Below are 17,839 nucleotides of genomic sequence, written 5' to 3'. Positions count from 1 at the left end.
ATCAACTCGAAAATTCGAGTGATTAGCCAGCGAGTTGACCAACGAAGGGGTTCGCGAAGGTGAAGAACAGAGCGATACCAACGCCGATCATGGTCACGGCGTCGAGCAGGCCGGCGACGATGAACATTTTAACTTGCAGCATTGGGACCATTTCTGGCTGACGCGCTGCGCCTTCCAGGAATTTGCCGCCCAGCAGGCCGAAACCAATGGCAGTACCCAGGGCGCCCAGGCCGATCAACAGTGCAACAGCGATAGCGGTTAGACCAACTACAGTTTCCATCTTTCCTCCCGACTTTTACGTCGTATGGTTTAGGTTTTTTAGATTTTAAAGCGGTAAAACAAATCGTTTCATAGCCCGGTAGGGCCTACCTTCCCGTTTCACCGGGAAGGACATCAGACTAGTCGAGACTGGTCTTAATGGTTCTCTTCGTGCGCCATCGACAGGTAGACGATGGTCAGCATCATGAAGATGAAGGCCTGCAGGGTGATGATCAGGATGTGGAACACAGCCCACGCCCACTGCAGAACCACGCCCAGGCCGCTAAGCCAGAGCAGACCACTGCCGAACATCACAGCGATCAGAATGAACACCAGCTCGCCGGCATACATGTTGCCGAACAGTCGCAGGGCCAGGGAGATCGGCTTGGCGACCAAGGTCACGAATTCCAGCAGGAAGTTCACCGGGATCAGCAGGGCTTGAACGAAGATGTTCTTGCTGCCGAACGGGTGCAGGGTCAGTTCGCCGATGAAGCCGCCGATACCCTTGACCTTGATGCTGTAGAAAATGATCAACGCGAACACCGACAGGGCCATGCCCAGGGTGGCGTTAGGGTCCGTGGTGGAAACCGCACGGAATGGGATGTGGTGGTCGCCGGAGATCAGGATAGCCAGTTGAGGAATCCAGTCGACCGGTACCAGGTCGACGGCGTTCATCAGGAACACCCAGACGAAGATGGTCAGTGCCAGCGGTGCAATCACCGGGCTGCGGCCGTGGAAGCTGTCTTTCACGCTGCCATCGACGAATTCGACCAGTACTTCAACGAAGTTCTGCAAAGCACCTGGCTGACCGGAAGTCGCCTTCTTTGCCGCCATGCGGAAAATCAGGACGAAGATCAGACCCAATGCGACCGACCAGCCCAGAGTATCCAGGTGGAAAGCCCAGAAGCCCATTTCTTTGGCCTCTGCTGCGGAGTGGGCAAAGCCCCAGCCGCCATTAGGAAGCTGACCGAAGGTCAGGTTCTGCAAGTGGTGCTGGATATAGCCCGAAGCGGTTGTTTCTGCCATGGTTGCCTCAAACGCCCTAAGGTTTCGAAAGTCTTGTTTTCATTAGCAGGGGAGCGAACCAGCTGACCAGTTGGGTCAACACGAAGACGCCGAATACAGCCAGCGGCGCCAATGGCTTCACACCTGCAAAGGTCAGTGCAAACAGCACTGCCGTCAAAATCAGTTTCCCCGCCTCGCCGGCATAAAACGACCGGACGATAGCCTGGGCTGCTCGGGCGCCGGAAAACCGAAAGGCCCTGTGAGCAAAATACATATTGGGCAGCAAGGCTATCAGGCCTCCGCAGAGTCCTGAATATCCGGCAACGACTCCATGCCAATACCAAAGCGCCAATGCGGCGATCAGCAAGATGACAAATTGAGCCAATAAAACCGGAAAAACGGCCAAGCGATGGAACGGCAACGTGTTTGGCGTGCGGGTTTCCATCACTCTTGCTCCTCAATGGTCGGCTGCCGGAAATCAATAACTTGGCATAATTTGTGCCGACAAAATGCGCGCAGAGTATAGGGGCGGTTCTGCCCCTATTCAACTGCCGGGTAGTGATTTCCGATCACGCGCTACATAAGCAAATGTTTCAGCGGATGTGGGCAAGGACGCCCTGAAGCTCATCAAGGGAGTTATATCCGATGACCAATTGGCCTTTGCCTTTCTTCCCGTGGCGAATTTGCACCGCAGAGCCCAGGCGCTCGGCCAGGCGCTGCTCGAGACGGGCGATATCCGGATCAGGTTTGGCCGTTTCGACCGGTGCAGGTTTGCCGCTGAGCCATTGGCGAACCAGGGCCTCTGTCTGACGAACGGTGAGCCCCCGTGCGACAACGTGTCGCGCCCCTTCAACCTGTTGATTTTCCGGCAAACCGAGCAGTGCACGGGCGTGACCCATTTCCAGGTCGCCGTGGGACAACATGGTCTTGATAACTTCCGGCAATGCGATCAGGCGCAGCAAGTTGGACACGGTCACGCGGGATTTACCCACCGCTTCGGCCACTTGTTGCTGGGTCAGCTGGAATTCCTGCTGCAAACGCTGCAGGGCGATGGCTTCTTCGATCGGGTTGAGGTCTTCGCGCTGGATGTTCTCGATCAACGCCATGGCGATGGCGGTTTCATCCGGCACATCGCGCACCATCGCCGGAATGGTTTCTTTGCCAGCCTGCTGGCTCGCGCGCCAACGGCGTTCACCGGCGATGATTTCAAAGCGGCCGCCACCGATCGGGCGTACCACGATCGGCTGCATCACGCCCTGGGCCTTGATCGAATTGGCCAGCTCTTCCAGCGCCTGGGGGTCCATGTCCCGGCGTGGCTGGTATTTGCCGCGCTGGATCAGGTCCAGCGGCAGGTGTTGCAGCTCGCGCTCGTCGGCCTGCACCGCTTGTTCTTCAAGCGATGTGACGGTCGGACCACTCAACAGTGCATCCAGTCCACGTCCGAGACCTCGTTTCTTGACGGCCATGGGGATTCCTTAAGTTGGCTGGGCTGCAGCGGTGCGTGAATTGCGGCGTTGGCGACGAACCATCTCGCCGGCCAGCGCCAGGTAGGCAATGGCACCACGGGATTGTTTGTCGTAGGCCAGGGCCGGCATGCCGTAGCTCGGGGCTTCGGCCAAACGGATGTTGCGCGGGATCACCGTGTCGTACAGCTGGTCACCGAAGTGTTCCTTGAGCTGCGCCGATACATCGTTCATCAGGCTCAGGCGCGGGTCGAACATGGTCCGCAGCAAGCCTTCGATCTGCAGGTTCGGGTTGAGCAACTCGGCGATGCGCTTGATGTTATCCACAAGGTCGCTCAACCCTTCCAGCGCGTAGTACTCACACTGCATGGGGATAATCACCCCATCTGCCGCTACCAACGCGTTCAGCGTGAGCATCGACAGCGACGGCGGGCAGTCGATCAGAATGTAGTCGTAATTCTCGCGGATCGGCGCCAGGGCGCTGCGCAGACGGCTTTCTTTCATCTGCATTTCCAGCAGCACCACTTCCGCCGCAGTCAGATCGCGGTTGGCCGGCAGCAGTTGATAACCACCGTGCTCGGAATAGTGCATGGCCTGGGCCAGGTCGCACTCGCCAATCAGCAAGTCGTAGACCGAGTTTTCCAGGCCGTGTTTATCCACACCGCTACCCATGGTGGCGTTGCCCTGTGGATCGAGATCGATCAACAGCACCCGGCGCTTGGTCGCGACCAGGGATGCTGCGAGGTTGATGCAGGTGGTGGTTTTGCCCACGCCACCTTTCTGGTTCGCTATCGCGAATACCTTAGCCATTCTTGCTTGTGTTCCCAATCATGCCGTGCGGCGCAGTATCAGCAGATGGCGTTGGCCTTGGCAACCGGGTACGGCCAAGGCGTGTTCGCTATCGAGGTGGAAGTCTGCCGGCAATGCTAACAGCTCATCGCTTGGATGGACGCCCTTCATTGCCAGCCAGCGGGTGTCGCGGTCGCCCAGGTGGCGGGTCCAGTTGCTGAAGTTCTCCATGCTGCTGAATGCCCGGGAAACAATTCCGTTGAAAGGCTGTTCAGGTGTGAAGGCTTCGACGCGACTGTGGATAACTTGCAGGTTGTTCAGCTTGAGCTCGAGTTTGACCTGGGTCAGGAAGCGGGTTTTCTTGCCGTTGCTGTCCAGGCAGGTCACTTGGGACTCGGGAAACAGGATGGCCAACGGGATGCCCGGCATACCGCCGCCACTGCCAACGTCCAACCAGCGGCCGTTTTCGATGAATGGCATCACGCTCAAGCTGTCGAGCAAGTGACGGGACACCATTTCGTCGGGATCACGCACCGCGGTCAGGTTGTAAGCCTTGTTCCATTTGATCAACAGGGCCAGGTAGCCCAACAGCAATTCGTGCTGGGCCGGGGTCAGGTCGACGCCCAACTGGCGTGCACCTGTGGATAACTCTTCGGCATGTTGCGAGGTGACCAACGAACTCAAGCGCTTTGCTCCAACTGACGGCCCGCGCCGCGTTTTTTCAAATGAATCATCAACAGCGAAATCGCTGCCGGGGTGACGCCGGGGATACGTGAAGCCTGGCCCAGGGTCTCTGGCCGAGTTATCCCCAGCTTGCTTTGGATTTCTTTCGACAGCCCGGAAATCCCGGTGTAGTCGATATCCACAGGCAGTTTGGTGTCTTCACTGGCGCGCAAGCGGGCGATCTCGTCCTGCTGGCGGTCAATGTAACCGGCGTATTTGGTCTTGATTTCGACCTGCTCGGCGACCTGCGGGTCTTCTGCGCCCTGTCCGGTCACTTCGACCAGACCAGCGTAGTCGATTTCCGGACGGGACAGCAGGTTCAGCAAGTTGTATTCGTGGGTCAGTGGCGTGCCGAATTTTTCGGCAATCGCATCGCCCTGCTCGGTGCCCGGGCGGACCCAGGTGCTTTTCAGACGCTGCTCTTCCAGCGCGATGCTTTCGCGTTTTTTGCAGAAGGCTTCCCAGCGTGCGTCATCAACCAAGCCCAGTTCGCGACCTTTTTCGGTCAGGCGCAGGTCGGCGTTGTCTTCGCGCAGGATCAGGCGATATTCCGCCCGGGACGTGAACATCCGGTACGGCTCCTGGGTACCCAGGGTAATCAGGTCATCGACCAATACACCGATGTACGCCTCATCGCGACGCGGACACCAGCTGTCTTTACCTTGTGCACGCAATGCCGCGTTGGTTCCGGCCAGCAAACCTTGGGCACCGGCTTCTTCGTAACCGGTGGTGCCGTTGATTTGCCCGGCAAAGAACAAACCGCCGATCACTTTGGTTTCCAGGCTGTACTTCAGGTCACGCGGGTCGAAGTAGTCGTACTCGATGGCGTAGCCCGGGCGCACGATGTGCGCGTTTTCCATGCCGCGAATCGATTGCACGATCTGGATTTGCACGTCGAACGGCAGGGAAGTTGAAATCCCGTTCGGGTACAGCTCGTGAGTGGTCAAACCTTCGGGCTCGATAAAGACCTGGTGGCTTTCCTTGTCGGCGAAGCGGTGGATCTTGTCTTCGATCGACGGGCAATACCGTGGACCGATGCCTTCGATCACTCCGGAGTACATCGGCGAACGGTCGAGGTTCGCGGCAATGATTTCGTGGGTGCGCGCATTGGTGTGGGTGATCCAGCAGCTCACCTGTTTCGGGTGCTGGTCCTTGGAGCCCATGAACGACATGACCGGGATCGGTGTATCGCCGGCTTGTTCGGTCATCACCGAGAAATCCACGGAACGCCCGTCAATACGCGGCGGGGTCCCGGTTTTCAAGCGGCCGACACGCAGCGGCAGTTCACGCAGACGTTTTGCCAGGGCAATCGACGGCGGATCACCGGCACGGCCACCGGAATAGTTCTGCATGCCGATGTGGATAAGTCCGCCGAGGAACGTACCGGTGGTCAACACCACGGATTCTGCGAAGAAACGCAGGCCCATTTGGGTGACAACACCGCGCACTTGGTCCTGTTCGACGATCAGGTCATCTGCTGCTTGTTGAAATATCCACAGGTTCGGCTGGTTTTCCAGGGTTTCGCGGACCGCGGCCTTGTACAGGATGCGGTCAGCTTGAGCCCGGGTAGCACGTACGGCCGGGCCTTTGCGGCTGTTGAGCACGCGAAATTGGATACCGCCTTTATCAGTAGCCATGGCCATCACGCCGCCAAGGGCATCGATTTCCTTGACCAGATGGCTTTTGCCGATCCCACCAATGGCAGGGTTGCAACTCATGGCACCGAGGGTTTCCACGTTATGCGTCAACAACAGGGTTTTTACGCCCATGCGTGCTGACGCCAGTGCTGCCTCGGTACCGGCATGACCGCCGCCGATGACGATCACTTCAAAACGGGAAGGGAAATCCACCACGCACCTCGTGCCTGCTTATTTAGGTAATCAGGAATTGATTGTTGAAAGAGTTTTAGAGCTTTGGCGGCAAGTATAGGGACTTAGCCCTTCCTAAAGAACCCTTTGCACAAAATTTAACCAGCTGTGGATGAATCACAGACAATAGAAATTAAAAGAGAGAAATTTATTAAATCTTTGTTTTTATGTTTATTTCTACTGAGCTGACTTTCTGTGGATAGATTTACACAGGCCTTTATTTACGGTGTGTACAGCAATTCAAAAGTCTGTGGTCATGTGCCAATGAGGCCCTTGGATAAGTGCTTTAAGCCTGTGGATTAAACAGGTTGTTATCCACAGATGCGTTTTTGCTCAGGTTTCAGGGCCTGTTATCAACTGGGCACAGGGGCGGTTATTCACAGAGCTTAATCCACAGAAATCAGTGAATTTGTCTGTATTCAGCCCACGACAACGCCAACCGAAACCTTCCACTCGGTGGTGAGCACAGCAAAAAGAGATCTGTTGTGAGAAAACGGCGGGGCAGTTAATAATAGCGATTATCATTAACCTACCTTGTCATGCCCTATGTCCTCTTCTTCACACACGGCTGCGGTCCAGCACATCTATGAGCAGCACCACTCCTGGCTGCACGGATGGCTCAAAGGGAAGTTGCATAACGCCTGTGATGCGGCCGATGTGGCGCACGATACGTTCGTACGCATCCTGGGCGGGCGCCATGCGGCACAGATCGTTGAGCCGCGTGACTACCTGGCGACTATCGCCAGGGGCCTGGTGATTGATCGTTACCGTCGACACGCGATCGAACAGGCCTACAAACAAACCCTGGCCGAACGGCCTGAAGCCATAACCATCAGTGAAGAAGACAAAGCCATCATCATCGAGACGTTGGTGGCTGTGGATAAAGCCTTGTCTGCACTCGGCGAGCGAGCGCGGCGGATATTCATGCTGTCCCAGGTCGAAGGGCTGACTTATCAACAGATCGCCGATCAGCTTCAGGTTTCACTGACCACGGTGAAGAAGCACATGATCCGAGCGTTGACTGAATGTGCGCTGATCATGGCCAGCCTGTGATGGCGGTGCCCGATCGCAAGACCTTCGAGGCCGCTGCCAGTTGGTACGTCCAGTTTCAATCCCAGACACCCACCGCCGATGAGCGCCAAGCCTGGCAACGATGGCTCAACGGCGATCCGTCCCATCAGGCTGCGTGGAACCAGATGGAACAGCTGCAGCGCAGTCTCGGCGCGCTGCCTGCGGATTTCACCCGCCGCGCATTGTCGACCACACAGCAACGCCGCCAGGTGCTCAAGTGGATGTTGGTGCTGGGCGGCACCGGGTACCTGGGTTGGAATGTTCAGCAACACACGTCCCTGGGTAGTGTGTGGGCCGATTATCGGACGGTCGTAGGTGAACGCCGGCGCATTGAATTGGCCGACGGCACGCGGATTGATCTGAATACCGGCACGGCGATTGATGTGCTGTTTGATGGGCGCCAGCGTTTGATCCGCCTGCGCGAAGGTGAGGTCCTTATCCACACCGGCAAGCGGGGCGTGCAGACGCCCTTTTATGTCGAAACCCGCCAAGGCCGCATCCAGGCATTGGGCACTCGGTTTACCGTGCGCCAGATGCATGACTCAACCCGCGTTGGCGTTCTGGAGGATCGGGTGAATGTGTCGCCTGGTGACCAGCCCAACCAGGCTCGGCTGCTCAGTGCGGGTGAAAGCGCAGACTTCGATCGCCAAATAGTGCAGCCAAACGCCGTTTACCGCACATCCCAGGCAGCCTGGGTCGATGGCCAACTGATCGTACTGGATGCACGCCTCGGTGATGTTGTCGAAGAGCTCGCCCGCTATCGCCCAGGTGTCCTGCAATGCGACCGGGACTCGGCACATCTGCGTGTTTCCGGGACTTTTCGCCTGGATTCCACCGATGCGGTGCTGGCCAATCTGCAGGCCACCCTGCCGATTCAAGTGAAATACTTCACTCGCTATTGGGTTTCGGTGAAGCGAATCGGCTGATCGAAAAAATATACGCACGCAGGGTTATCTTTTTTTTACCTGACACGGCCCTACAGGTAATCACGATGCCACCTTCAGGGCTTACCCACCTATGCGCGTTCCCACCAAGCTCCGCCAGCGACTTTCCTACCACGGTATGACATGCAGCCTGCTGCTCGGCACGGCCGCCACTGTCGGTGTGTTGTTATCCACAAGCGCCCTGGCCGCCAGCGCGGTGCAGCACTACGTTATTGCGGCCGGCCCCCTGGATAACGCCTTGAGCCAATTTGCCGCCAAGGCGAATGTGATCCTGTCTTTTTCACCTCAGCAAACCACGCGTTTAAACACTGCTGGGCTGGAAGGTGACTACTCCGTGGACCAAGGTTTTGCGCTGCTGCTGCAAAACTCCGGTTTACAGGCGGTAGTCCAGGCGCCTGGCAGTTATGTCCTGCAGGCCGCTTCCACCGGCGAACTCACCCTCGCGCCCACCACGGTCAGCACTTATCAACAGGGCGGTTTCAATCAGGAGATTGCTGGAGATGTGGGCTACAAGGCGCAGAACAGTAGAGTTGGTACCAAGACCAGTACGCCGCTGTCGGAAACACCACGTTCGGTATCGGTCGTCACCGGCCAGCGCATCAAGGACCAGAAGTCGCAAACCCTGACCGAAGTGTTGGGCTACGTGCCCGGTATCTTTGCACCGCCCTTTGCCGCCGGTGATGGGCTGGCGGGCGATCTGTTCTTCATTCGCGGTTTTAATGCCACGGATTACGGCTACGGCCTGCTGCGAGATGGCCTGCGTGTACAAGGTAATCGGTACGACACCACCAGTGAGCCCTATGGCCTGGAACGGGTTGAAATCTTCCGTGGTCCTTCTTCCCTACTCTACGGCGAAAATGCGCCTGGCGGTCTGGTGAACCTAGTGAGCAAACACCCTACTGCGACGCCGCAAGGTGAAGTGCAGTTGGGTTATGGCTCGAATAATCGGCGTCAGTTGGGTGTGGATATCTCCGGGCCGCTCAATGACAGCGGCAATATCCTTGGCCGGGTAGTGATGCTCGGTCGCAAATCCGACACGCAGACCGACCATGTGCCAGACGATCGCCTATACATCGCGCCATCACTGACGCTGAATTTCGACGACTACAACACCCTCACCCTGTTGGCCAATTACCAGAAAGACCACACTAATTTGGAACTCGGCCTCCCGGCTGCCGGCACCTTACTTACAAACCCCAATGGCAAGCTCTCCAAGCACACTATGCTCGGCGACCCGGATTGGAATACGTTTGAACGCGAAGCCTGGAGTACCGGTTACGAATTCAGCCACAGCTTCAACGATGACTGGCAGTTCCGTCAGAACTCGCGCTACATGCAGTCTCGCATCAACCGCCATGAAACCTGGCCCAGCGCGCTGAACAACCGCGGCTTCGGGACTCAGTTGAACATGACCGCTTATGACCGCTACAACAAGTCGATGGTCTTTTCGCTGGATAACCAACTGGAAGGCAAATTCCAGATCGGCGGCCTGGAAAACACGGTGCTGTTCGGTGCCAGCTATGACCGCACTTCGTTCAGTCAGGATTGGGACGCGGGGTTTGCCGGCACCATCAATGTGTATAACCCGGTGTACCTGCGTGACCCGCTGACGCCGGTGGCGGTGCAAAACACCCTGCTCGAACAGCAGATGAAAGGCGTTTATGCACAGATCCAGAGCAAGTACGACCACTGGCTGTTCCTGCTGGGCGGCCGTCAGGACTGGGTCGACAGCGATTTCCGCGACAAGGTCAACAAGGCCAGCAACACCGGATCCGATGACCGCAAGTTCACCTACCAGGGCGGGGTGATGTACCAGTTCGACAACGGCCTGACGCCGTATGTCAGCTACTCCACTGCCTTTGTCCCCGTGCAGCAGATCTCCAACGCCGGCTCGCCCTTGAAACCGATCACCAGCAGCCAGTACGAAGTGGGCGTGAAGTACGAGCCGATCGGCTGGGATACGGCGATGACGGTGTCGGTGTATGACTTGCGCAAGGAAGACGACACTTACCTCGATGCCACCACCAATAGCTATCGCCAAGTGGGCGAAAGCCGGGCCAAGGGCGCTGAGGTAGAGGTCAACAGCAACCTCACGCCTAACCTCAATGTCACCGCAGCCTATACCTACACTGACGCGAGGATTACCAAGGATTCGGCGACATCGTTGGTCGAGGGCCACCAGATGACCGGGGTTCCGCGTAACCAGGCCTCAGTGTGGGGCAAGTACCGCTTCCTCGATGGCCAACTCAAGGGCTTGTCCCTGGGCGGTGGTGTGCGTTATTTCGACAGTACCTTTTCCTACACCGCACCCACGCTTTACGGAAAATTGGATGCAGGAAGCGTCACCTTGGTGGACGCAGCCGTTGGCTATCAGATAGACAAACACTGGTCTGTGGATGTAAATGCCAAGAACCTGTTCGATAAGGAATATGTATCTGGTTGCAACGATGCGGGCCGCTGCTATTGGGGTGACAGCCGTACCCTGCTCGGTACGGTGTCTTACAATTGGTAGGACGCTGTGGATAACTCGGTTATTTACCGATGCAGAAGCTGGAAAAGATCCGCCCCAACAAATCATCGGAGCTGAACGCGCCGGTGATTTCGCCTAACAGCTGCTGTGCCTGACGCAAATCTTCCGCCAGCAGCTCCCCAGCCCCCGCCAAGGTTAATTGCGCCCGACCGTGCTCCAACGCTGCGCTCGCATGGCGCAACGCCTCCAGGTGCCTGCGGCGCGCACTGAAGCTGCTTTCCGAGGTCTGCTCGTAGCCCATGCAGGCCTTGAGGTGCTCTCGCAGCAGTTCCAAGCCTTCACCGGCCGACTTCGCACTCAGGCTGATCGTGACGTGGCCATCCGCGCTGGTTTCCAGCGCAATGGCTTCACCGGTCAAGTCAGCCTTGTTGCGAATCAGGGTGACCTTGGCAGGGTCCGGCCGGTGCTCAAGGAATTCCGGCCACAGGGCGAAAGGATCCACAGCCTCGGGCGCCGTAGCGTCCACTACCAGCAATACCCGATCCGCCTCGCCGATGGCTTTGAGCGCGCGTTCCACACCGATCTTTTCCACCTGGTCGTCGGTGTCGCGCAAACCGGCGGTGTCTACAACGTGCAGCGGCATGCCGTCGATGTGGATATGTTCACGCAGGATATCCCGTGTGGTGCCGGCAATCTCAGTGACGATGGCGGCTTCACGGCCCGCCAGGGCATTGAGCAAGCTGGATTTCCCCGCATTGGGCCGCCCCGCGATCACGACGGTCATGCCATCTCTCAGCAAAGCACCCTGCCCGGCTTCACGCAGCACTGTGGATAACTCATCGCGAACTTTATCCAGCATCGCCAATACGTGGCCATCGGCGAGAAAGTCGATTTCTTCTTCCGGAAAATCAATCGCCGCCTCGACGTAGATACGCAGGCTGATCAGTTGCTCCGTCAAGTTATGCACACGCAGGGAGAACGCACCCTGCAGGGAGCGCAATGCATTACGTGCGGCCTGTGCAGAACTGGCTTCAATCAGGTCGGCAATTGCTTCGGCCTGGGCCAGATCGAGCTTGTCGTTCAAGAACGCCCGCTCGCTGAATTCACCTGGGCGCGCCAAGCGGCAGCCCAATTGCAGGCAGCGCTGCAGCAACATATCCAGCACAACCGGACCGCCGTGTCCCTGCAACTCCAGCACATCTTCCCCGGTGAATGAGTTCGGCCCAGGGAAATAGAGCGCTAATCCTTCGTCCAGCACGCCGCCGTCAGCATCCAGGAACTGGCCGTAATGTGCATAACGCGGCTTCAACTCACGGCCACTGATGGCCTTGGCTGCCACGCCCGCGAGCGGCCCTGAAATTCTAACGATGCCGACACCGCCGCGACCTTGAGCGGTAGCGACAGCAGCGATGGTTTCACGAGGAGCGCTCATCAACAGTTTCCAGACCAAAAGTGACAGAAAGCAAAACGCCCCACTAGGGGGCGTCTTGAGTGGTTATCCACAGAGTAAGTTACGCAGAGGCTTTTGCGGTAGCCGCTTCGATCTTACGTGTGATGTACCACTGTTGAGAGATCGACAACACGTTGTTGACCACCCAGTACAGCACCAGACCAGCTGGGAACCACAGGAAGAAGAAGGTGAAGATGATTGGCATCATTTTCATCACTTTGGCCTGCATCGGATCCGGCGGAGTCGGGTTCAAGCGCTGCTGGATAAACATGGTCGCGCCCATGATGATCGGCAGGATGAAGAACGGGTCTTTGATCGACAGGTCAGTTATCCACAGGATGAACGGCGCCTGGCGCATTTCCACGCTTTCCAGGAGTACCCAGTACAGCGACAGGAACACCGGCATCTGCACCAGAATCGGCAAGCATCCACCCAGCGGGTTGATCTTCTCTTTCTTGTACAGCTCCATCATGGCCTGCGACATTTTCTGCCGGTCATCGCCATGTTGTTCTTTCAGCGCCGCCAGTTTCGGAGCCACGGCACGCATGCGCGCCATCGACTTGTAGCTGGCTGCCGACAGCGGGAAGAAGATCCCCTTGATCAGCATGGTCAGGAAGATGATCGAGAAGCCCCAGTTACCCACAATGCTGTGGATATGTTGCAGCAACCAGAAAATCGGCTGGGCGATGAACCACAGGAAGCCGTAATCCACAGTCAGCTCAAGACCTGGGGACAACTCTTTCAGCACAGCCTGGCTTTTCGGGCCGGCGTACAGGATAGCGCTGGTTTCAGCCTTGGCGCCGGGTGCGACGGTCAACGCCGGGCCGGTAAAGCCAATGATGTAGTTACCTTGGCTGTCCTTGCGGGTTTGAACCAGGTTGGCTTCACCCTTGTTCGGGATCCATGCGGTCACGAAGTAGTGCTGCAGCCAGGCAACCCATCCGCCTTGAACGGTTTCTTTCATCGAGCCCTTGTCGATATCTTTCATCGACACTTTTTTGTACGGCTCGCTACTTGTCCACAGGGCGGCGCCCAGGTAAGTCGCGGTGCCGGTAGCAGTGCTGGAAGAAGGATCGGAGCTGGCATCACGCTTGAGCTGGGCAAACAGGTTGCCGCTCCATGGTTTGTCGCTTTCGTTGTCGATCAGGTAAGTGACCTTCAAGTCGTACAAACCACGGGTGAAGCTGAAGCGCTTGATGTAGTTGACGCCGTCGAGGCTGAATTTCAGGTCGACGTTCAACTGGTTCTGGCCATCAGCCAGTTGATAAGTCTTCTGTTCGGTCGAGTAAATCGGACGACCGGTAGCACGTGCATCCGGACCATTGGTGCCGGTCAGGCCGCTTTGCGCCAGATAAGTACGCTCACCACCGTTATCGAACAGTTGGAACGGGACATCCGGATGGTCTTGGCGACGTGGATACAGCGGCAGTTTCAACTGCGCAATATCACCACCTTGTGGGTCGATAGCCAGGTCGAGCACATCCGTTTTGACGTGGATGAGGTCTTTGTTGGTGACCACTGGCGTTTCTAAAGGGGCGCTTGTCTCGCCATTCGCGCTGGGAACATCGGCACTCGCGGACGCATTGTTACCCAGCGGGGTGTCCGGAATAGCCGGCGCAGCCTGGTTGGTAGCAACATTCTGAGTCGGCAGGGCAGCCTGGCCGTAGTCCTGGTTCCACTGAAGAACCATGACGTAGGACACGATTGCCAGGGCGACGATCAGGATCGTGCGTTTAATATCCATGATTACTCGGCCATCGAAGAAGAACGGGAGGTAGGGATAGGTGGAACCGGGTCATAACCACCGGGATTCCACGGATGACAGCGACCTAAACGACGAAAGGTCAGCCAGCCACCGCGCAGAAGACCATGGTTTTCTATGGCCTCTAACGCGTAGCAGGAACAACTGGGGTAGAAACGACAGTGGTTGGCCATCAGAGGACTAATGGCATAGCGATAAAACTGGATCGGAACGAGGGCCAGTTTACGCATCAAGGCTGTCTACCCCTACAGTTTCGGTGCTGACTGCTGGTGCTGGCTTGTGGGTACGCGCCAAACGTTTCCAGAGCTTGCCGAAATGCTGAATCAATTCGGGGTTTTCTACGTCCCCCAAGCCTTTGCGCGCGACGATAACAATATCCCAACCAACCAGAGTGTCCTGGTGGAGGCGAAACGATTCGCGCATCAGACGCTTGAGGCGATTGCGCTCAACGGAGAGCTTTACGCTCTTCTTGCCGATCACCAACCCGAGTCGGGGATGATCCAGATCGTTGTTACGCGCAAGGAGCAGGAGATTTTTCCCCGGAACCTTGCCGGTGGGGGAGTCAAAGACTGCCTTGAAATGCCGGGGGGTTAGCAGACGCTTTTCCCGACTGAAGTCCTGACTCACCACCAGTACCGGATTATCAAACTGCCAGACGCGCACGACCTTTGGCGCGACGACGCGACAGGACAGCACGGCCGTTCTTGGTAGCCATGCGAGCACGGAAGCCGTGGGTGCGGGCGCGTTTGATGGTGCTTGGTTGGAAAGTACGTTTCATGGCGTTGTTACCTGGTTCGTCCACAACGGGCCGGAATGGCCCCCGTTTTAAGAGACCGGCGATTCTAGTGAAAGCAAGCCTCTAGGTCAATTTCCAACCAGCTTTTCCTTTAATTAGATCTCCACAGGCCATTGGCTCTTTTCTGTCCGTTTGGTTTCCAGTGGTCATGGGATAGATATAAAAATAAAGAAGGAAGTTATTTAAAGCTTTTCTGTAAAGCTTATAAAAGCTAGGTAGGCGTTCATCTGTGGATAACTCACTTGAGGCCAGATTCCACCTGGTGTACAGAGAATGACAACCCGGGGGAGAAACGGTGCTCTGCCTGTGCTGCGCTGTCGGATAAGCTGTGCGTGGAACGGGATGTTATCCACAGGCCAGTTACCCACAGACTTTCTCCCCCACTTGTGCAACGACCTCAGGTAGGCTTATCCACAGAGCTTATGCACAGACCATTGGTCGCCTTTATTACCGTTAAGACGTTGATTTTGGCCGGCCTGTGATCAAGCTACATGTGGATAAGTGGACGGCTCGCCGCTACAATGGCGGCTGTTTTTGCCTCACCGGCTTTCAACTTAGGGGATATCCGTGTCAGTGGAACTTTGGCAGCAGTGCGTGGAGCTTTTGCGCGATGAGCTGCCTGCCCAGCAATTCAACACCTGGATCCGTCCGCTACAGGTCGAAGCCGAAGGCGACGAGTTGCGTGTCTACGCACCCAATCGTTTTGTTCTCGATTGGGTCAACGAGAAGTACCTGAGCCGCGTTCTCGAATTGCTCGATGAACATGGCAACGGCCTCGCGCCCGTGCTCTCCTTATTAATAGGCAGCAAACGCAGCTCTGCACCTCGTGCTGCTCCGAATGCGCCATTGGCCGCTGCGGCGTCGCAAGCCCAGGCAGCCGCCACACCGGCTGCCAGTGCGCCTGCTCCTGCACCGGCGGCGTCCAAATCGTCTGCGCGAAAAAGTGCGCCAGAAAACGAAGAGCCATCCCGCGATAGCTTTGACCCGATGGCAGGCGCCGCGTCCCAGCAAGCCCCGGTCCGCGCCGAACAGCGCACCGTCCAGGTCGAAGGCGCGCTCAAGCACACCAGCTACCTGAACCGTACGTTTACCTTCGAAAACTTTGTCGAGGGTAAATCCAACCAGTTGGCTCGCGCAGCCGCCTGGCAGGTCGCCGATAACCCCAAGCATGGTTACAACCCGCTGTTCCTTTATGGTGGTGTTGGTTTGGGTAAGACCCACTTGATGCACGCTGTGGGTAACCACCTATTAAAGAAGAACCCGAATGCCAAGGTCGTGTACCTGCACTCGGAGCGCTTCGTGGCTGACATGGTCAAGGCCTTGCAGCTCAACGCGATCAACGAGTTCAAGCGGTTCTATCGCTCGGTTGATGCGTTGCTGATCGATGACATTCAATTCTTTGCCCGCAAAGAGCGTTCCCAGGAAGAGTTTTTCCACACCTTCAACGCCCTGCTCGAAGGTGGCCAGCAGGTCATCTTGACTAGCGACCGTTATCCGAAGGAAATCGAAGGCCTGGAAGAACGTCTGAAGTCGCGCTTCGGCTGGGGCCTGACCGTTGCGGTAGAGCCGCCGGAGCTGGAAACCCGCGTCGCGATCCTGATGAAAAAGGCCGATCAGGCCAAGGTCGACCTGCCACACGATGCCGCCTTCTTTATCGCCCAACGCATCCGCTCCAACGTGCGTGAACTCGAAGGTGCACTCAAGCGGGTCATCGCGCACTCACACTTCATGGGCCGCGACATCACCATCGAGCTGATTCGCGAATCCCTCAAAGACTTGTTGGCGCTGCAGGACAAACTGGTGAGTGTGGATAACATCCAGCGCACCGTGGCCGAGTACTACAAGATCAAGATTTCCGACCTGTTGTCCAAGCGCCGTTCGCGCTCGGTGGCACGTCCTCGCCAGGTGGCCATGGCCCTCTCCAAGGAGTTGACCAACCACAGCCTGCCGGAAATCGGTGATGTGTTTGGCGGACGCGACCACACCACGGTCTTGCACGCGTGCCGCAAGATCAATGAACTTAAGGAATCCGACGCGGATATTCGCGAGGACTACAAGAACCTGCTGCGTACACTGACCACTTGATGACACCAGCGCAGCTTATTAAGGCAAGGGACTAGACCATGCATTTCACCATTCAACGCGAAGCCCTGTTGAAACCCCTGCAACTGGTCGCAGGCGTCGTCGAGCGCCGACAGACCTTGCCGGTGCTCTCTAACGTATTGCTGGTCGTCCAAGGCCAGCAATTGTCCCTGACCGGTACCGACCTGGAAGTCGAGCTGGTCGGCCGTGTACAGCTGGAAGAACCCGCCGAACCCGGCGAGATCACCGTGCCGGCGCGCAAGCTGATGGACATCTGCAAAAGCCTGCCGAACGATGCGCTGATCGACATCAAGGTTGATGAGGCGAAGTTGGTCGTCAAGGCCGGCCGCAGCCGCTTCACCCTGTCCACGTTGCCAGCCAATGATTTCCCGACGGTTGAAGAAGGCCCGGGTTCGCTGACCTGCAGCCTGGATCAGAGCAAGCTGCGTCGCTTGATCGAGCGCACCAGCTTTGCCATGGCCCAGCAGGACGTACGCTACTACCTCAACGGCATGCTGCTGGAAGTGTCGGAAGGTATCATCCGCGCCGTCGCTACCGACGGTCACCGTTTGGCAATGTGTTCGATGCGTGCCGATATCGGCCAACCGGATCGTCACCAGGTGATCGTGCCGCGCAAAGGTATCCTTGAGCTGGCGCGTCTGCTCACCGAGCCCGAAGGCAACGTCAGCATCGTGCTGGGCCAGCACCATATCCGCGCCACCACCGGTGAGTTCACATTCACTTCCAAGCTGGTCGACGGCAAGTTCCCGGATTACGAGCGCGTGTTGCCTAAAGGTGGCGACAAGCTGGTGCTGGGCGATCGCCAAGCGCTGCGTGAAGCGTTCAGCCGTACCGCGATCCTGTCCAACGAGAAGTACCGTGGTATCCGGCTGCAACTGGCCAACGGTCAGTTGAAGATCCAGGCGAACAACCCGGAGCAGGAAGAAGCGGAAGAAGAAGTGGGCGTTGACTACAACGGTGGTTCGCTGGAAATCGGCTTCAACGTGAGCTATCTGCTGGACGTGCTGGGTGTGATGACCACCGAACAGGTTCGCCTGATTCTGTCGGACTCCAACAGCAGCGCCCTGGTGCAGGAATCCGACAACGACGACTCGGCTTACGTTGTCATGCCGATGCGCCTGTAACCATGCTCAGCAG

Annotated in this window: 17 protein-coding genes; 5 read left to right on the top strand and 12 right to left on the bottom strand. The window is 57.2% G+C overall.

The features are described from left to right. Positions 1 to 22 precede the first annotated feature (22 nt). The 7 genes from atpE to mnmG all read right to left on the bottom strand — a co-directional run bounded on the left by atpE (position 23) and on the right by mnmG (position 6,088). The gene (gene atpE, locus NL123_RS30785) at positions 23 to 280 is read right to left on the bottom strand and encodes a F0F1 ATP synthase subunit C (protein ID WP_002555987.1); all 258 of its coding nucleotides are present in this window, start codon (positions 278 to 280) and stop codon (positions 23 to 25) included. A gap of 134 nt (positions 281 to 414) precedes the next feature. Beyond that, positions 415 to 1,284 carry a F0F1 ATP synthase subunit A gene (gene atpB, locus NL123_RS30780; protein ID WP_058424360.1) on the bottom strand — a complete coding sequence of 290 codons (870 nt, stop codon included), beginning with the start codon at positions 1,282 to 1,284 and terminating at the stop codon, positions 415 to 417. Between the two features lie 16 nt (positions 1,285 to 1,300). After that, a complete protein-coding gene (locus tag NL123_RS30775; RefSeq protein ID WP_010565865.1) occupies positions 1,301 to 1,708 on the bottom strand; it encodes a F0F1 ATP synthase subunit I in 408 nt (135 codons plus the stop codon). A gap of 148 nt (positions 1,709 to 1,856) precedes the next feature. Then, the gene (locus NL123_RS30770; protein ID WP_016970690.1) at positions 1,857 to 2,729 is read right to left on the bottom strand and encodes a ParB/RepB/Spo0J family partition protein; all 873 of its coding nucleotides are present in this window, start codon (positions 2,727 to 2,729) and stop codon (positions 1,857 to 1,859) included. A gap of 9 nt (positions 2,730 to 2,738) precedes the next feature. Next, the gene (locus NL123_RS30765; protein WP_010207696.1) at positions 2,739 to 3,536 is read right to left on the bottom strand and encodes a ParA family protein; all 798 of its coding nucleotides are present in this window, start codon (positions 3,534 to 3,536) and stop codon (positions 2,739 to 2,741) included. A gap of 18 nt (positions 3,537 to 3,554) precedes the next feature. Further along, complete coding sequence (gene rsmG / locus NL123_RS30760; protein ID WP_310862907.1) at positions 3,555 to 4,199, bottom strand: 16S rRNA (guanine(527)-N(7))-methyltransferase RsmG; 645 nt, start codon at positions 4,197 to 4,199, stop codon at positions 3,555 to 3,557. Continuing rightward, positions 4,196 to 6,088, bottom strand: coding sequence for a tRNA uridine-5-carboxymethylaminomethyl(34) synthesis enzyme MnmG (gene mnmG, locus NL123_RS30755; RefSeq protein ID WP_248485475.1), 1,893 nt, complete (start codon positions 6,086 to 6,088; stop codon positions 4,196 to 4,198). Before mnmG ends, rsmG begins: the two co-directional genes overlap by 4 nt. Positions 6,089 to 6,652: 564 nt before the next feature. Between mnmG and NL123_RS30750 the strand changes: the two genes are divergently transcribed. The 3 genes from NL123_RS30750 to NL123_RS30740 all read left to right on the top strand — a co-directional run bounded on the left by NL123_RS30750 (position 6,653) and on the right by NL123_RS30740 (position 10,633). Next, positions 6,653 to 7,159, top strand: a complete 507-nt coding sequence (locus tag NL123_RS30750) for a sigma-70 family RNA polymerase sigma factor (protein ID WP_071494729.1) — start codon at positions 6,653 to 6,655, stop codon at positions 7,157 to 7,159. Beyond that, positions 7,159 to 8,103 (top strand): FecR domain-containing protein, encoded by a 945-nt coding sequence (locus tag NL123_RS30745; RefSeq protein ID WP_494356982.1) that lies wholly within the window; start codon positions 7,159 to 7,161, stop codon positions 8,101 to 8,103. The genes NL123_RS30750 and NL123_RS30745 overlap by 1 nt, the downstream gene beginning before the upstream one ends. Before the next feature lie 91 nt (positions 8,104 to 8,194). Then, the gene (locus NL123_RS30740) at positions 8,195 to 10,633 is read left to right on the top strand and encodes a TonB-dependent siderophore receptor (RefSeq protein WP_494356981.1); all 2,439 of its coding nucleotides are present in this window, start codon (positions 8,195 to 8,197) and stop codon (positions 10,631 to 10,633) included. A 19-nt stretch (positions 10,634 to 10,652) separates the two neighbouring features. Here NL123_RS30740 and mnmE read toward each other — a convergent pair whose 3' ends face one another. The 5 genes from mnmE to rpmH all read right to left on the bottom strand — a co-directional run bounded on the left by mnmE (position 10,653) and on the right by rpmH (position 14,581). Further along, a complete protein-coding gene (mnmE, locus tag NL123_RS30735; RefSeq protein WP_248485479.1) occupies positions 10,653 to 12,023 on the bottom strand; it encodes a tRNA uridine-5-carboxymethylaminomethyl(34) synthesis GTPase MnmE in 1,371 nt (456 codons plus the stop codon). 79 nt (positions 12,024 to 12,102) lie between these two features. Continuing rightward, positions 12,103 to 13,785, bottom strand: coding sequence for a membrane protein insertase YidC (gene yidC / locus NL123_RS30730; RefSeq protein WP_494356980.1), 1,683 nt, complete (start codon positions 13,783 to 13,785; stop codon positions 12,103 to 12,105). Between the two features lie 2 nt (positions 13,786 to 13,787). Further along, positions 13,788 to 14,033: a membrane protein insertion efficiency factor YidD gene (yidD, locus tag NL123_RS30725; RefSeq protein ID WP_003213574.1), complete on the bottom strand. Its 246-nt coding sequence runs from the start codon at positions 14,031 to 14,033 to the stop codon at positions 13,788 to 13,790. After that, positions 14,026 to 14,433, bottom strand: coding sequence for a ribonuclease P protein component (rnpA, locus tag NL123_RS30720; protein ID WP_020302575.1), 408 nt, complete (start codon positions 14,431 to 14,433; stop codon positions 14,026 to 14,028). Before rnpA ends, yidD begins: the two co-directional genes overlap by 8 nt. Positions 14,434 to 14,446: 13 nt before the next feature. Further along, the gene (gene rpmH / locus NL123_RS30715) at positions 14,447 to 14,581 is read right to left on the bottom strand and encodes a 50S ribosomal protein L34 (protein WP_003213577.1); all 135 of its coding nucleotides are present in this window, start codon (positions 14,579 to 14,581) and stop codon (positions 14,447 to 14,449) included. 585 nt (positions 14,582 to 15,166) lie between these two features. Here rpmH and dnaA point away from each other — a divergent pair. Then, positions 15,167 to 16,684 carry a chromosomal replication initiator protein DnaA gene (gene dnaA / locus NL123_RS30710; RefSeq protein WP_248485481.1) on the top strand — a complete coding sequence of 506 codons (1,518 nt, stop codon included), beginning with the start codon at positions 15,167 to 15,169 and terminating at the stop codon, positions 16,682 to 16,684. A gap of 38 nt (positions 16,685 to 16,722) precedes the next feature. After that, a complete protein-coding gene (dnaN, locus tag NL123_RS30705; RefSeq protein ID WP_248485483.1) occupies positions 16,723 to 17,826 on the top strand; it encodes a DNA polymerase III subunit beta in 1,104 nt (367 codons plus the stop codon). Positions 17,827 to 17,839 lie beyond the last annotated feature (13 nt).

The sequence above is a fragment of the Pseudomonas sp. FBCC-B1565 genome (assembly GCF_059133265.1).
This window is presented reverse-complemented; position numbering and strand designations above follow the sequence as displayed.

Bases quoted from the DNA above. Each gene is read 5' to 3' on its own strand.
- atpE (WP_002555987.1), bottom strand. From the start codon at position 280: ATGGAAACTGTAGTTGGTCTAACCGCTATCGCTGTTGCACTGTTGATC.
- atpB (WP_058424360.1), bottom strand. From the start codon at position 1,284: ATGGCAGAAACAACCGCTTCGGGCTATATCCAGCACCACTTGCAGAAC.
- NL123_RS30775 (WP_010565865.1), bottom strand. From the start codon at position 1,708: ATGGAAACCCGCACGCCAAACACGTTGCCGTTCCATCGCTTGGCCGTT.
- NL123_RS30770 (WP_016970690.1), bottom strand. From the start codon at position 2,729: ATGGCCGTCAAGAAACGAGGTCTCGGACGTGGACTGGATGCACTGTTG.
- NL123_RS30765 (WP_010207696.1), bottom strand. From the start codon at position 3,536: ATGGCTAAGGTATTCGCGATAGCGAACCAGAAAGGTGGCGTGGGCAAA.
- NL123_RS30750 (WP_071494729.1), top strand. From the start codon at position 6,653: ATGTCCTCTTCTTCACACACGGCTGCGGTCCAGCACATCTATGAGCAG.
- NL123_RS30745 (WP_494356982.1), top strand. From the start codon at position 7,159: ATGGCGGTGCCCGATCGCAAGACCTTCGAGGCCGCTGCCAGTTGGTAC.
- NL123_RS30740 (WP_494356981.1), top strand. From the start codon at position 8,195: ATGCGCGTTCCCACCAAGCTCCGCCAGCGACTTTCCTACCACGGTATG.
- mnmE (WP_248485479.1), bottom strand. From the start codon at position 12,023: ATGAGCGCTCCTCGTGAAACCATCGCTGCTGTCGCTACCGCTCAAGGT.
- yidC (WP_494356980.1), bottom strand. From the start codon at position 13,785: ATGGATATTAAACGCACGATCCTGATCGTCGCCCTGGCAATCGTGTCC.
- yidD (WP_003213574.1), bottom strand. From the start codon at position 14,033: ATGCGTAAACTGGCCCTCGTTCCGATCCAGTTTTATCGCTATGCCATT.
- rpmH (WP_003213577.1), bottom strand. From the start codon at position 14,581: ATGAAACGTACTTTCCAACCAAGCACCATCAAACGCGCCCGCACCCAC.
- dnaN (WP_248485483.1), top strand. From the start codon at position 16,723: ATGCATTTCACCATTCAACGCGAAGCCCTGTTGAAACCCCTGCAACTG.